This window comes from Microthrixaceae bacterium (assembly GCA_023957975.1).
Taxonomy (GTDB): domain Bacteria; phylum Actinomycetota; class Acidimicrobiia; order Acidimicrobiales; family Microtrichaceae; genus JAMLGM01.
This window is the reverse complement of the sequence record JAMLGM010000001.1, coordinates 294,824-308,405: the sequence shown is the minus strand read 5'-3', so window position 1 is coordinate 308,405 and position 13,582 is coordinate 294,824. Positions and strand designations below refer to the sequence as shown.

At 64.3% G+C, this 13,582-nt stretch carries 8 protein-coding genes; 6 read left to right on the top strand and 2 right to left on the bottom strand.

Going from position 1 to position 13,582, the window contains the following annotated elements:
• Positions 1-60 precede the first annotated feature (60 nt).
• The 5 genes from M9952_01540 (at position 61) to M9952_01520 (ending at position 7,025) form a co-directional block, all read left to right on the top strand.
• Entirely contained in the window at positions 61-330 is a 270-nt protein-coding gene (locus M9952_01540) for a helix-turn-helix domain-containing protein (protein MCO5311608.1), read from the top strand.
• Positions 317-961 carry an SAM-dependent methyltransferase gene (locus tag M9952_01535; GenBank protein MCO5311607.1) on the top strand — a complete coding sequence of 215 codons (645 nt, stop codon included), beginning with the start codon at positions 317-319 and terminating at the stop codon, positions 959-961. Before M9952_01540 ends, M9952_01535 begins: the two co-directional genes overlap by 14 nt.
• Positions 958-2,622 carry an Eco57I restriction-modification methylase domain-containing protein gene (locus M9952_01530; GenBank protein ID MCO5311606.1) on the top strand — a complete coding sequence of 555 codons (1,665 nt, stop codon included), beginning with the start codon at positions 958-960 and terminating at the stop codon, positions 2,620-2,622. The genes M9952_01535 and M9952_01530 overlap by 4 nt, the downstream gene beginning before the upstream one ends.
• A 2-nt stretch (positions 2,623-2,624) precedes the next feature.
• On the top strand, positions 2,625-5,216 hold the full coding sequence (locus tag M9952_01525; protein ID MCO5311605.1) for a hypothetical protein: 2,592 nt from the start codon (positions 2,625-2,627) through the stop codon (positions 5,214-5,216).
• Positions 5,217-5,312: 96 nt separating this feature from the next.
• On the top strand, positions 5,313-7,025 hold the full coding sequence (locus tag M9952_01520; GenBank protein MCO5311604.1) for a DUF262 domain-containing protein: 1,713 nt from the start codon (positions 5,313-5,315) through the stop codon (positions 7,023-7,025).
• An 11-nt stretch (positions 7,026-7,036) separates the two neighbouring features.
• Here M9952_01520 and M9952_01515 read toward each other — a convergent pair whose 3' ends face one another.
• Complete coding sequence (locus M9952_01515; GenBank protein ID MCO5311603.1) at positions 7,037-8,128, bottom strand: DNA cytosine methyltransferase; 1,092 nt, start codon at positions 8,126-8,128, stop codon at positions 7,037-7,039.
• Positions 8,129-8,426: 298 nt separating this feature from the next.
• Between M9952_01515 and M9952_01510 the strand changes: the two genes are divergently transcribed.
• On the top strand, positions 8,427-11,975 hold the full coding sequence (locus M9952_01510; protein MCO5311602.1) for a relaxase domain-containing protein: 3,549 nt from the start codon (positions 8,427-8,429) through the stop codon (positions 11,973-11,975).
• Positions 11,976-12,033: 58 nt separating this feature from the next.
• On the opposite strand, the gene M9952_01505 is transcribed toward M9952_01510, so the two are convergent.
• Positions 12,034-13,536 (bottom strand): hypothetical protein, encoded by a 1,503-nt coding sequence (locus M9952_01505; protein ID MCO5311601.1) that lies wholly within the window; start codon positions 13,534-13,536, stop codon positions 12,034-12,036.
• Positions 13,537-13,582 lie beyond the last annotated feature (46 nt).

Sequence of the window (13,582 nt, the reverse complement as noted above, 5' to 3'; positions counted from 1 at the left end):
CTCCACCGGTATCATCGAGAGTGTTGGCCTGCCTGGGCCATAGAGCGAGGGAGGACCAACGTGGCTGAGCCGTGGCTGTCCGCAGACGACATCGCCGCCCACCTCGGGGTCACCAAAGACACCGTCTACACCTGGATCGCCGAGAAGGCCATGCCCGCCCACAAGGTCGGGCGCCTCTGGAAGTTCCAAGCCAGCGAGATCGACGAGTGGGTGCGTGCGGGAGCGGCGGCCAGCGACGACGAGACCGCTCAGCAGCCCACGCGAATGTCAGCGGTCGCTCCTACGATCGTGACAGCGAGTACGGGAAGGGGAGACGATGACGCTGAGTGAAGCCCAGCGCTTGGTGAAGTCCAAGCAGCGCGTTGCGGATCACGGCGAGGTGTTCACGCCGGGGTGGATGGTCGAGGACATGCTCGATCTCGTCAAGCATGAGTCTGAGCGGATCGATTCTCGCGTGCTTGAGCCCGCTTGCGGCTCGGGGAACTTCCTTGTCCCGGTTCTGGCCCGCAAGCTCGTGACCGTCCAGCTTCGCCATGGCGGAAGCGACTTCGAGAAGCGTCACTACGCGCTGTTCGCGCTGATGTGCACCTACGGCATTGAGCTCCTCGGAGACAATGCCGAGGAGTGCCGGGACAATCTTGCCGAGGTGTTCAACACGTTCTTGGATATCGGCAGCGATGACCCGTGGGCGCGAGCGGCACGCGCGGTTCTAGCCGTGAACATCGTCCAGGGCGATGCCTTGACTATGACCGTGCCTGGCGGTCAGCCGATTACCTTTCCTGAGTGGGGCTACCTCGGCAAGGGGAAGTTCCAGAGGCGGGACTTCCGCTACGACGATCTCACTCAGCGCGCCTCGTACGAGGGGACACTGTTCGGCGAACTCGACGACGACGACCTGTTCGTTCCCGCGCAGACCTATCCGACGATGACCTTCAGCCAGATCGCGGAGGCCGCCGCGTGAGCCTTGCACCTTTCACTCTCCGAGGGCACAACCCGGATGTCTTGACCTGCATCGCGAACCTGTCCAACGACGAGGTCTTCACCCCGCCAGAGTTCGCGAACCAGATGCTCGATACGCTCACAACCGCGTGGGCAGACGCCAACGACGGCGCAGACATCTGGGCCAACCCCGATGTCACGTTCCTCGATCCGTTCACCAAGTCCGGCGTGTTCCTCCGCGAGATCGTCCGTCGACTCACCGACGGACTGGTCCTGGCAATCCCCGACCTCGACCAACGCGTCGATCACATCCTCACCCATCAGGTGTTCGGCATCGGGATCACCCAGCTCACTGCGCTGCTTGCGCGCCGGAGCGTCTACTGCTCGAAGTTCGCCAACGGCCCGCACTCGATCGCCAAGTCCTTCACGACCGAGGGCGGCAACATCTGGTTCGAGCGCACCGAGCACACCTGGGGCGGCGGGAAACGAGAGTTCCGATCCGATCCGCTGACCAGCGAAGAAGTCATCGTCCATACCAACCGCAAGTGCATCTACTGCGGCGCGGGCGAGGACGACTACGCACGCGGTGACGACCTTGAGACTCACGCCTACGCCTTCATCCACACCGACGACATCAAAGCTCGCATCGCGGAGCTGTTCGGAGACAACATGCAGTTCGACGTCATCATTGGCAATCCGCCCTACCAGTTGGATGACGGAGGGGCTGGTTCCAGCGCGCAGCCGATCTACAACAAGTTTGTGGAGTCTGCGAAGTCGCTCGATCCGCGCTACCTGTCACTTGTGATACCCGCTCGATGGTACGCGGGCGGGAAAGGTCTCAATGAGTTTCGGCAGGAGATGCTGACCGATTCGAGGCTCTCCGTCATCCACGATTACCCCGACACTAACGACGTTTTCCCTGGCCTCAACGTCCGCGGTGGCATCATGTACTTTCTCTGGGAAAGGGATCGCCGCGGCCATGTCACCGTTACGAACCATATGGGCAACACGGATTTCGGGTCTACGGCCCGGCCTCTGCTGGAACCAGGTTTGGACACGTTCATTCGCTTCGGCACTGCTGTTGACATTCTTGCCAAGGTCATCCAAGTAGAAACGGGGCAGGATCACGACCTGGCTCTGCCCGGGTCAAAATCCTTCGCTACATTGGTCTCGGCGCGGAAGCCGTTCGGGCTACCGACCAATTTCGCTGACTTCTCGTCGAAGCCTACAGATCTTCGAGCGATCGAACTACGCCGATTTGGCGCGGCGGGATATGTCTCGGAACAGCAGCTGGTGGAGAACGCGCAGTGGGCGAACCAATGGAAACTGTTTGTCCCGTACGCCAGCCCTGGAAGCGACGACTATCCGCACCTCGTTCTGTCGAACCCGCTTGTGGGTGGCCCCGGAACAGCCTGCACCGAGACCTACCTCGTGGTTGGTCCTTTCAGCAGTGAGCGCGAGTGCCTCAACGCACGCTCCTATATGAGGACGCAGTTGTTTCGGTTCCTCGTCCTCGCGCTGCGTGCTTCCCAGCACGTGACTCAGCGTGTCTACCGGCTGGTGCCGCAACTCGATTTCTCAGTCCCTTGGGACGACCAAGCACTCTACGCGCGCTATCAGATTACGGACGAAGAGATCGCGCTCATCGACATGTTGGTCAAGCCGGTTGCGTGGGAAGACTAGCTGTGGCTGCGAACGAGTTGGACTCCGCCAATCGCATGAGTCGACTGTTTCCTGAGAAACCCGAATCAAGGCTGCGCATCTACGCGTGGTCGCCGAACGATCCGCCAGCCGGATACGCGGGCCTCCTCAAGGTGGGTCAGACGACGAAGGCGGACGTGAACGCGCGCATCCGCGAGTCGCAGGGGCAGATGCAGCAGGCCTACACGCTGCACATTGATGAACTCGCCGAACGTGGCGACGGGTCAGTGTTCCGTGACTCGGATGTGCGCCAACGTCTGATCGACAAGGGTTTCGAGAATCCGACGTTCGGCTCAGCGCGAGAGTGGATGCGCTGCAACCCGGATGATGTGCGCACGGCGATCACAGAGCTTCGCACCGGCGTGAAACTTAGCGGCACCCATCATGAGACGTTCCCGATGCGCCCGGAGCAGGCCAGCGCCGTGAACAAGGCTGAGGCCTACTACGACTCGATCTGGTCCGAGGATTCCCAGGCGGTGCCGCGGTTCCTGTGGAACGCCAAGATGCGCTTCGGAAAGACTTTCGCCTCCTATCAGCTCGCGAAGCGACTCGGCGCCAAACGCATCCTCGTGGTGACCTTCAAGCCTGCGGTGGAGGATGCCTGGCAGACCGACTTGGAGTCGCACGCTGACTTCGACGGTTGGCAGTACCTCTCCTCGGCTACCGGGGGTAGCCCGGACGATGCCGACAAGGCGAGGCCGCTGGTCTATTTCGGATCGTTCCAGGACCTGCTTGGGCGAGACCGGAAGACCGGGCTGATCAAAGCGAAGAACGAGTGGGTTCACACCACCAACTGGGACCTCGTCATCTTCGACGAGTACCACTTCGGTGCCTGGCGAGAGTCCGCCAAGGAGCTGTTCGAGGGCGAGGACGAGAAGGTCAAGCAGAAGGAACTGGCCGCCGAGTACAACGATGATCTGGTGGCCTTCGACGAGGAGCTCGACGAGCTCGGCAACGACGAGGACGACTTCCTGCCGATCACGACCCGCGCCTACCTGTACCTGTCGGGCACACCGTTCAAGGCGCTGGCAACCGGTGAGTTCATCGAGGAGCAAATCTTCAACTGGACCTACACCGACGAGCAGCGCGCCAAAGCCGAGTACGCCGTCGCGCACCCGGACGCCTGGAATCCGTACGGGGCGCTCCCGGAGATGCGCCTGTTCACCTATCAGATGCCTGACGAGTTGATTGCCGTTGCGAACCAGGGCGAGTTCGACGAGTTCGACCTCAACGAGTTCTTCGAGGCAAAGGGGATCGGCAAGGACGCCGAGTTCACCCACAAGACCGACGTACAGAAGTGGCTCGATCTCATCCGCGGTGCTCACCTGCCCACCCAGGTCGACGCGATGCGGATGGGCACCCGCCCGCCATTCCCGTACTCCGATGTCCGGCTCCTGCCGTACCTCCAGCACTCGTTCTGGTTCCTACCCAATGTTGCTGCCTGCGAGGCAATGTCGAACCTGCTCGCGGAGAAGCAGAACGTGTTCTGGCACGACTACAAGGTCCTCGTCGTCGCGGGCGCCGGCGCGGGCATCGGGCTGGATGCTCTCCCGCCAGTGCGGGCGGCGATCGGCGACGGCCACGACACCAAGACGATCACCCTGTCGTGCGGCAAACTCACTACGGGTGTCACCGTCAAGCAGTGGTCCTCGATCCTGATGTTGCGCAACCTCAACTCACCCGAGACGTACTTCCAGGCAGCGTTCCGCGTGCAGTCACCGTGGTCGATCAAGAACCCCGACGGAGACAACCCGAGCGCCGAAGCAGTCCTCAAGCCCGTGTGCTTCGTGTTCGACTTCGCGCCCACCCGCGCGCTGCGTCAGATCGCCGACTACGGGGCTGGTCTCTCGCCGGAGACGCCGAACCCCGAGCAAGCCGTCGAAGAGCTCGTGAAGTTCCTGCCCGTGTTGGCCTACGACGGGTCGAACATGACCCAGGTCGATGCAGGCGGCATCCTCGACATCGCCATGTCGGGCACCTCTGCGACCCTCCTGGCCCGCAAGTGGGAGTCCGCGATCCTCGTCAACGTCGACAATGACACCCTGCGCAAGATCATGAACAACCCCGACGCCCTCAACGCCGTCATGAACATCGAAGGCTTCCGCGCGCTGGGCAACGACATTTTCGAGACCGTCGTGAACAAGAGCGACGCCGTGAAGAAGGCGAAGAAGGAGAAGGGCGAGGACATCACTCCGGCGGAGAAGAAGGAACTCACGGCGGAGGAGAAGGAGTACAAGTCCAAGCGGAAGCAGATTCAGGAGAAGTTGGTCAAGTTCGCCACCCGTATTCCGGCGTTCATGTACCTGACCGACTTCCGCGAGAACACCCTCCAGGACGTCATCACCAAGCTCGAACCCGGGCTCTTCCGAACCGTCACCGGCCTGACCGTCGAGGACTTCCACCTCCTCGTCAACCTGGGAGTCTTCAACGCCACCCACATGAACCAAGCCGTCTTCGCCTTCCGCCGCTACGAAGACTCATCCCTGTCCTACACCGGCATCGAATCCCACAAGGGCCTGCGGCACTACGGCCTCTACGACACCGTGGTCGCCATCGATGACGAGACCATCGTCTGACCTTCCGCCAGCCTGACTGAGAGATACCGCATGTCGTTTCAGACCCCGCGCAGCATCGAGGAGATGCTCACTGCCATCCACAAGCGCGAGTACTTGATGCCTGCGATCCAGCGTGAGTTCGTCTGGGGTGCTGACCAAATCACCAAGCTCGTCGACAGCCTCATGCGCGGGTACCCGGTCGGCTCGTTCCTGCTCTGGGATGTCAAGCCGGAGACCGCCCAGTCGTACACGTTCTACGAGTTCCTGACGAACTACCACGAGCGCGATAACCCGTACGCAGACAAGGCAACGGTGCCTTCCGGGAGCGGAACCACCGCTGTCCTCGATGGGCAGCAGCGACTCACTTCGTTGAACATCGCCCTGTACGGCAGCTACGCGGAGAAGAAGAAGTACGCGTGGTGGAACAGTGCTGACGCGTTCCCCGTCAAGCGTCTCTACCTGAACCTCGTCGATGAGCCTGACGACGAAGAGCTCGGAACGAAGTACGACCTGCGGTTTCTCACGGACCGGGAGGCGGCACCTGCCGAAGGCGAGGCCAACAAGTGGTTCCGCGTCGGGGCGGTGCTCGATCTCGCCAACGCGGGTCCGGCGATCATGCGTGAACTGGAGCAGCGTGGGATCGCGGGTTCGGCCGACGCCTTCCAGCGGCTCTACGACCTGTATGAGGCTGTACGTGTCTTGAAGCCGATGAACTACTTCCTGGTCACCGATCAGGATGCCGACAAGGTGCTGGAAATCTTCGTCCGGGTCAACAGCGGCGGCACGACCTTGTCGTACTCCGACCTGCTGCTATCGATGGCTACGAACCAGTGGCAAGAGCTGGACGCCCGCGAAGAGGTCCGCTCGCTGGTCTCGGAGATCAACAGCAACGCCGGGCGACAGTTCTCTTTCTCGAAGGATGTGGTGCTGAAAACAGCGCTGACGATCGCTGACGTCGATGTGCGGTTTAAGGTCACCAACTTCACGCAAGGGAACATGGCGAAGGTCGAGGCGGCCTGGCCGCAGATCAAGGGTGCCCTGCTCCGGGCCGCGACCTTACTGCAGCAGTTCGGGTACAACGAGCGCAACCTCACCGCGAACAGCGTGATCGTGCCCGTCGCGCATTACCTGCATCTGCGAGGCGCGGGCGACTCCTATCTCGATTCCACCGCGGACGCGGCCGACAGGCTGGCCCTCCAACGATGGGTGACCCGGTCGCTGGTCAAGCGCGGCATCTGGGGATCGGGTCTCGACACCCTCCTGACACGCATCCGCGATGTCCTCCGCACGAACGCGGAGGGTGACTTCCCGGTAGCAGCGGTCGAGGAGGCCATGGCAGCCGTCGGCAAGAGCCTCGCGTTCGACAACGCTGAGATCGACGAACTGCTGAACCTCAAGTACGCCGGCCAGCGGACGTTCTCGGTTCTCTCAGTGCTGTATCCCGGGCTGGACCTGAGCAAGAAGTTCCACGAGGACCACATCTTCCCGAAGTCGCGCTTCACCAAGAAGAAGCTCACCGAGGCAGGTGTTCCCGCCGACAAGATCGACGACTACCTGGCTGCCGTGAACCTCCTGCCCAACCTCCAGCTCCTCGCAGGTACCGCGAACATCGAGAAGCAAGACAGCCTCCCTGCCGCATGGATTGAGTCCGCGTTCCCCAGCGACGAAAAGCGGGCAACATACCTGGCCGAGAACGACCTCGACGGGCTCCCACTCGACCTCGGCGACTTCACCGCGTTCTTTGAGCAGCGCAAACAGCGCATCCGGACCCGTCTCCTCGCCGCTCTCGGGACGACGCCGGGCACACCAGAGGACGAACCTCCCGCATAGTCGCCAGCCGGTCAGGCGGTGAGCAGCGAAAGCGCGGTCACGGCCTGGAGCGGTAGCACCCCGTTGCCAAGTGCCGTGATCTGCTGGTTCTGCGTCAACTCGTCGCTGGCAGTGACCCAGCCGGTCGGCAGGCCCATCAGCCACTCCACGAATGCCGGTGCTGGGCGCGGGCCTTCGCCGTCGTTCAGGAGCGCTGGCGCGGGTGCGGGTCGTCCGGTGATGTGTTCCCAGCGGGCGATGGCGTCGGCGTAGCGTCCCCAGCGTTGAACAGTCCGTCGATCAGGGACCACAGCGTCTCCGACTCGGCTCGCCTGCTCGACGAGCCAGCCGGCCCGTGAAGTGCGAAGTCGATGATCTGGTGCGAGAGCGCGATCGTCCCACGCCGGGCTCGCACCTGATCGAGTGTCTCCCCGCCGCGCGATGAGTCGCTCGCCAGCGGGGTGCGGAACAGCGCGCCGGGCGAGGGCGAAGATGCGGAAGCGTTGGTGAGGAGCGCCGACAAGGGAAGCCGGTAGACCGACCCATCGCACATCCATCCGCAGGTCGGCCATATCCCCGAGAAGGGCGCCCATAGCCCGTAGAGGTCGAGCTGCGTCGTCTCCCAGACGCCACGGGTCGGGTTCCAGGCCGCGAAGGGTTGCGCCGTCGGGGGTTGCGTCACCGGGGTTGCGTTGTTCATGATCGTCTCCTTCTACGGGTGGCCTCGTGGCGGGTGAGGACAGCAGCCCGCGGACGTTCTCGATGACGACCCATTCGGGTTGGAGCGCGTCGATCGCTTCGGCCATGTGTGCCCAGAGTCCCGAGCGCGTGCCGGGCGCGAGGCCAGCGCGCTTGCCAACCGTGGACACATCCTGGCAAGGAAACCCGCCGATGAGAATGTCCACTGGCTCGACCTGGCGCCAGTCGATGGTGGTGATGTCGCCCAGGTTCGGCGCGTCGGGCCAGTGCTTGGCGAAGACTCGGGCGACGGGCTCGTTGAGTTCGGAGAACCACACCGTTCTGGCGTTGAAGACGTGCTCGACGGCGAGGTCGAGGCCGCCGTAGCCGCTGAACAGCGACCCGATCCTGAGTGGCGAATCGCTGCTGTCGTTGGGTTCGTGCATAAAGAGCGCTCCGGCTGACGGTCGTCCCCGACATCCGGTGCCTCGTCGAGATCTGATGCCGAGCTGGTCACCTGTCAGGTGCACGACTCCGACACGCATCCGATGACCGTCCACGCCGACCGGAGCCACCTCGCCCAGAACCCGTTGGCACCGTCACCGACGCCTCGTCCCCAGGCCCTTGCTCCGAACTCCTTCTGAGCCCACACGCGTCTTGCAGGTCAAGGTTTGTCAACCAAAGTTGACAGGGCGTTCGCGCGGTCAACGCCCGCTCACCTGATCGTCGGAAGGCGGTGGCGTGGTGACGGTCTCGATGCGCGTGATGTCGGCGGGCGATGGCTACAAGTACCTGCTGCGCACCGTCGCGGCCGCAGACGGCGACCGCACTCTTTCAACACCGCTGACCAGGTACTACGTGGAGGCGGGAACACCACCGGGCCAATGGCTCGGCTCTGGCGTCGCCTCGCTCGGCAAGGGTCAGCTCGCGGTGGGTGATCGGGTGTCGGAGGCTCAGCTCCAGCTCTTGATGGGCATGGGCCGTGATCCGATGACCGGCGACCCGCTCGGGCATGCGTTCCCGGCCTACAAGTCGGTGCCGGAGCGGATCGAGGCCCGGATCGCCGACCTCGACCCCGAGCTGAGTCCCGGAGCGAAGGGCGAGGCGGTCGCGCAGATCGAGGCCGAGGAGACCGAACGCGGCAGACGGCGGGCTGTGGCCGGGTTCGACTTCACCTTCTCGGTCCCGAAGTCCGCCTCGGCGTTGTGGGCGGTCGCCGACGCCGGTACGCAGGCGCTCATCGGTCAGGCGCATCATGCGGCGGTCGCAGAGGTGGTTGCGTTCATGGAGCGTGAGGTTGCCGCCACGCGGTCTGGTGCAACCGCCGGTGACGGTGCGGTTGCGCAGGTCGATGTCACCGGGTTGGTGGCGACGGCGTTCGATCACTTCGACTCCCGCGCCGGCGACCCCCACCTGCACACGCACGTCGTCATCTCCAACAAGGTCCAGACTGTCCTCGACGGCAAGTGGCGATCCCTGGATGGGCGGCCGATGCACGCCGCCGTGGTCGCGCTGTCGGAGTTGCACGAGGCGGTGTTCGCCGACCACATGACCCGCACCTTCGGCGTCGAGTGGGAAGCAAGGGACATGGGCCGTGACCGCAACCCGGCATGGGCGATCAGCACCGTCCCGGAGGAGCTGGTCCAGGAGTTCTCCACCCGCGCCCGGCACATCGACGCCGAGAAGGACCGGCTGATCGCCGAGTACGTCGCCCGACACGGCCGCCAACCCTCCACAGCCACGATCATCAGGCTCCGCGCCCAAGCCACCCTCGCCACACGCCCGGAGAAGCAGGTGCGGTCGCTGGCCGACCTCACCGCCGAGTGGCGCACCCGCGCCACCGGGGTGCTCGGCCACGACGCCACCGGCTGGGCGCGCACGATCACCGGCAACGACAAGCCGCTGCTGCTCCGCGCCGATGACGTGCCCCTGGACGCCATCGGGGAACTCGGGCAGTCGGTGGTCGAGGTGGTGGGTCAGAAGCGGTCCACCTGGCGGCGGTGGAACCTTATGGCTGAGGCGTCTCGGCAGACGATGGGCTGGCGCTTCGCCACCATGCAAGACCGCGAAGCCGTCGTGGCGATGATCGCCGACGCCGCCGAACAAGCATCGCTGCGGCTGACGCCGCCCGACCTCGCCACCAGCCCGGCCGCGTTTCGGCGGATGGACGGCACCAGCGTGTTCCGGCCCAAGCACTCCACCGTGTTCTCCTCCGAACTGCTGCTCGCAGCCGAGGACCTGCTACTCGACCGCTCTCGCACCATGACCGCACCCACCGTCCCGGTCGACACGGTGGAGAGGATCACCGGCCGTCCTGATAATGAGGGGCGGATGCTTGGGGAGGATCAGGCCGACGCGCTCATGAAGATCGCGGTCTCTGGCCGGATGCTCGATGTGCTGGTGGGACCGGCGGGCGCCGGGAAGACGACGGCGATGAATGCGTTGCGGCGTGCGTGGGAGAAGGAACACGGCACCGGGTCCGTGGTCGGGCTGGCACCGTCCGCCGTGGCCGCGCAGGTTCTCGCTGACGACCTGGGGATTGCGACGGAGAACACAGCGAAGTGGTGGCAGAACCACCTCGTCCACGGCACCGACTTCGAGGCCGGTCAGCTCATCATCATCGATGAAGCCTCCCTCGCCGGAACCCTCTCGTTGGACCGCATCACCCACCTCGCCGAACGCGCCGGGGCGAAGGTGCTGCTAATCGGCGACTACGCCCAGCTCCAGTCGGTGGATGCCGGCGGCGCCTTCGGGCTCCTCGTCGGTGACCGGGATGATGCGCCCGAGCTGGTCGACGTGCACCGGTTCATCCACGAGTGGGAGAAGACCGCCTCCCTCGCCCTGCGGCACGGTCGCACGCAGGTGATCGACACCTACCTCGCCCACGACCGCATCCATGACGGTGAGGCCGAGGCGATGACCGACGCCGCCTACACCGCGTGGCGCGCGGACCGGGAGCGGGGTTTGACGTCGGTGCTGGTCGCCGAGACCCGCGACCACGTGACCGCCCTCAACCAGCGCGCTCGTGCCGATCTGATTCTCGACGGCGCGTTGAAGCCGGGTCGGGAGGTCGAGCTGAACGACGGGACCACGGCGGGGGCTGGGGACACGATCATCACCCGCCGCAACGACCGCCGCCTACGCAACGGCAAGGACTGGGTGCGCAACGGCGACACCTGGACCATCACCGGCATCCGCGACGACGGCTCGATCACCATCCGCAAGACCGGCCGCAGGTTCGGCGGCTCCATCGACCTGCCCGCCGCCTATGTGGCCGATCACGTCGATCTGGGTTATGCGGTCACGGCGCACAGGGCGCAAGGCGTCACTGTCGATACCGCGCATGTGCTGGTGGAGCCGACCACGACGAGGGAGAACTTCTACGTCGCGATGACCCGCGGCAAGCAGGCCAACCACGCCTACGTGATCCTCGACCGGGCCGACGAGCACGCCCACCCGCATCCGGGCGACACCCCCGACGCCACCGGCCGATCCGTGATGTTCGGTGTGCTGCAGCACGTCGGCGCGGAGCTGTCCGCGCACGAGACCATCACCACCGAACAGGAGCAGTGGGGTTCGATCGCTCAGCTCGCCGCCGAGTACGAGACCATTGCCGCCGCAGCCCAACGAGACCGCTGGGCCACCCTCATCCGTGCCTCTGGTCTGACCCCCGAACAAGCCGACACCGCGATCGAGTCCGAGGCGTTCGGGGCACTCACCGCCCAGCTGCGCCGCGCCGAGGCCAACCACCACAACCTCGACACCCTGCTTCCGCGCCTGGTGGCCGCGCGCGGGCTCACCGATGCCGACGACATCGCCTCCGTCCTGCACTACCGCGTTGCGCGCGCCACCGCCCGCCCGGCGGGCTCGGGTCGTGCTCGCAAGACGCCGCGGCTGATCGCCGGACTGATCCCGGCTGCGGACGGCCCGATGACCGACGATATGCGGCAGGCCCTCGATGAGCGGCGCGAGATGATCGAAGCTCGCGCTGATGCCGTGCTCGACACCGCACGCGAGACCGGCGAAGCGTGGGTGCAGCATCTTGGCGAGCCACCCCGCGATCAGCGCCAAGCCGCTGCGTGGCGACGTTACGGGCGCACCGTCGCGGCCTACCGCGACAGATACGGCGTCACGGATGACCGACCGCTGGGACCGCCGCCGCAGTCCACGGCGCAGAGCATTGACGCCGCCCGTGCACGAACTGCTTTCGATCGAGCACGTGGCTTCATCATCCAAGCGAGCGATGTACCGCAGCATTCACCGGGACGCGAGGACGTCGAGCGCTCGTTGTAAGCGTGGTGCGATTTCGGCATTTCCGCAGCTTGCAATCGACTTGATCTGACTGTGAGGGTCAGCCATTGCCGGTCGGCGTCGCTGATGATTGTCCACCGCCATGTCCTTTGCCGGTCGGCCAAGGATACGCATTCCAAGCGTTCAACAGAATCGGATTCTCGGTATCAGTCTTCTTGCCGATGTCACGCAGGCTGACGACACCTCCTGCACTCTTCGCCATCTCTGCGAGGAGCAGCGGCTCAAGGTCTTTGCCGTGTGTCACGAGCCACTCGACTTCACGCGCGCTCGCCGCGGTTACAGGAACATCTGGGAGCCTCCCGCCAGGGATAGTCGCAACGTCATGGTCGAGAAGGTACGCGGCCCCGGTATAGAACGGCTCCGCCGTGACGATCAACCCCAACATGGGGCGGTCCGTTGGGATGTGCGTGAACGCCGGGTGACTGTCAGCAAGATGGCTGACAGTCCGGGTCAACTGCTTCCGTGCGCCGCCCAGGGTCTCGCTGAGCGAGTTCATCAGCGTCGCATCGCCGGCCCGTGCTGCCGGGCCGAGGCGGCGAGACTTGACCTCAACCAAGATGACCAGATTGGGCAGGATCACAAACCAGTCAACGCTTTTGTGACCGCCACCCTTGCCGAAGACAATCTCGGGTTCGACCTCCGCGTCCTCGATCAGTCTGAGTTGTCGACCAATGTAGTGCTCGAACAGGCCTCCGAGGTCATCCGCGAAAGCCTTGCCATGCTGGGTCATCCCGGCGTAGTACAAGCCTCCTGGCGTGACCGTCCGCATGATCAGACGCGTCGCTGGAGCGACCGGCTCCCCGTCGCCCATGTCCACGAACGGCGTCGCCATCAACGGGTTGTAATCGAATCGGGCCGCTGTGGCTGTTCCGACCGAGTGGTCGTTGAAAGCAGTCCGAAACGCTGCGGGTGTCGTGGTGAGTCGAGAGGCGATCTTCTCTATGTTCGTCCGCGGATAGAGCTTCAGCACTTCAGTGAAGTTTGGCTGATCCAGCCAGCCGGGCTTGTATGCTCCACCGTTCTGGAAGGCACCCACTTGGAGGAAGAACGTCGCGCCGATTGCCTCGCGGAACGGAACTCCGTCGAGCATGGTCGCCAGCGAGTCCTCCGTGATCACTCGGGTCTCGACGTCGGGCAGGCCCTCGACCATCCAGGCGTGGGAGCGAGCAAGTTCCTCGAACATCGACTCCTGGTAGGGGAACTGCTCGTACGTGACCCGAGTCATCAGTCTGACGAGGAAGTCCGCGGACCCCACATCGGCATCGTCGATGTCCATCGCGATCTGAAACTTGTGCATCAGCTTCTGCAGCGCCTTCTCGTCTACGGGCTTCGAGCGATACTCATTGCCGTAGAGAAGCGAATCTCGCGCGGCCGCAGCCAATCCCCACGGCGGCATCCGATGTTTCACAGCATCTGGATACGGCGGTTCGCCAAGCGCTGCCGAGGCCTGCGCGATCGCCGGGATCAGCTCGCTGGGTTTGAAGGCGCGGCACGCTTGAGTGAATGCCGAGTAGGGCAAGCCCGGGTCGCGCGAGAAGCTCATAGACGCCCGCGTCCTTCGGAGCGCCGTTGTCTCAACGTCGAGCGAA

Excerpts from the sequence above, each read along its gene's own strand:
- M9952_01520 (MCO5311604.1), top strand. The coding sequence starts at position 5,313 with ATGCCTGCGATCCAGCGTGAGTTCGTCTGGGGTGCTGACCAAATCACC.
- M9952_01535 (MCO5311607.1), top strand. The coding sequence starts at position 317 with ATGACGCTGAGTGAAGCCCAGCGCTTGGTGAAGTCCAAGCAGCGCGTT.
- M9952_01505 (MCO5311601.1), bottom strand. The coding sequence starts at position 13,536 with ATGAGCTTCTCGCGCGACCCGGGCTTGCCCTACTCGGCATTCACTCAA.
- M9952_01515 (MCO5311603.1), bottom strand. The coding sequence starts at position 8,128 with ATGCACGAACCCAACGACAGCAGCGATTCGCCACTCAGGATCGGGTCG.